The organism is Neisseria sp. P0021.S007 (assembly GCF_051956855.1).
Genome location: NZ_JBQCXA010001164.1, coordinates 1 through 524 on the forward strand (window position 1 = coordinate 1; position 524 = coordinate 524).

Annotated in this window: 1 protein-coding gene; it reads right to left on the reverse strand. The window is 59.0% G+C overall.

All coding sequences use genetic code 11. The features are described 5' to 3' along the window. Positions 1–524 (reverse strand): oligopeptide:H+ symporter (locus tag ACTHUR_RS18070; protein ID WP_440400130.1); only part of this gene is annotated, 524 nt, incomplete at both ends.

A 524-nucleotide genomic window follows, 5' to 3' on the forward strand; every position in this document is an offset into this window, starting at 1 on the left:
TTTCAGGACGCAGCGGATTGGGCGCAGGCGTGTGCGGCAGCAGTTTGCGTCCCGCAGAGTAGCGCCACAGCCCGAAAGCCATACCGACTGCCGCCGCGCCGAAGCCGTAGTGGAAACCCATCTTCGTTTGCAGTAAGCCGGTCAGGAGCGGGCCTAAAAAGCCGCCGATGTTGATGGATATATAGAAAATGGAAAAACCGGCATCGCGCAGCGGCTTCATGTGATCCGCCTCATAAAGCGAGCCGACCATCGAGCTTGCCGACGATTTCACGCCGCCGCTGCCCAGTGCGATGAGTACCAAGCCGCATAGCAGTCCGTACAGACCCGGTGCGATTGCCAAAACGATGTGTCCGAGCATGACCACGATGCCGGAAATAAACAGCGTTCTCTCCGCGCCCCAAATCCGGTCGGCAAGCCATGCGCCGAGGATGGTAGACAAATAAACGCTGCCGCCGTATGCGCCGACGATGCCTCCGGCGAGCGACTCTTCTATGCCCAAACCGCCTTTATTGGCAGCGTAATAG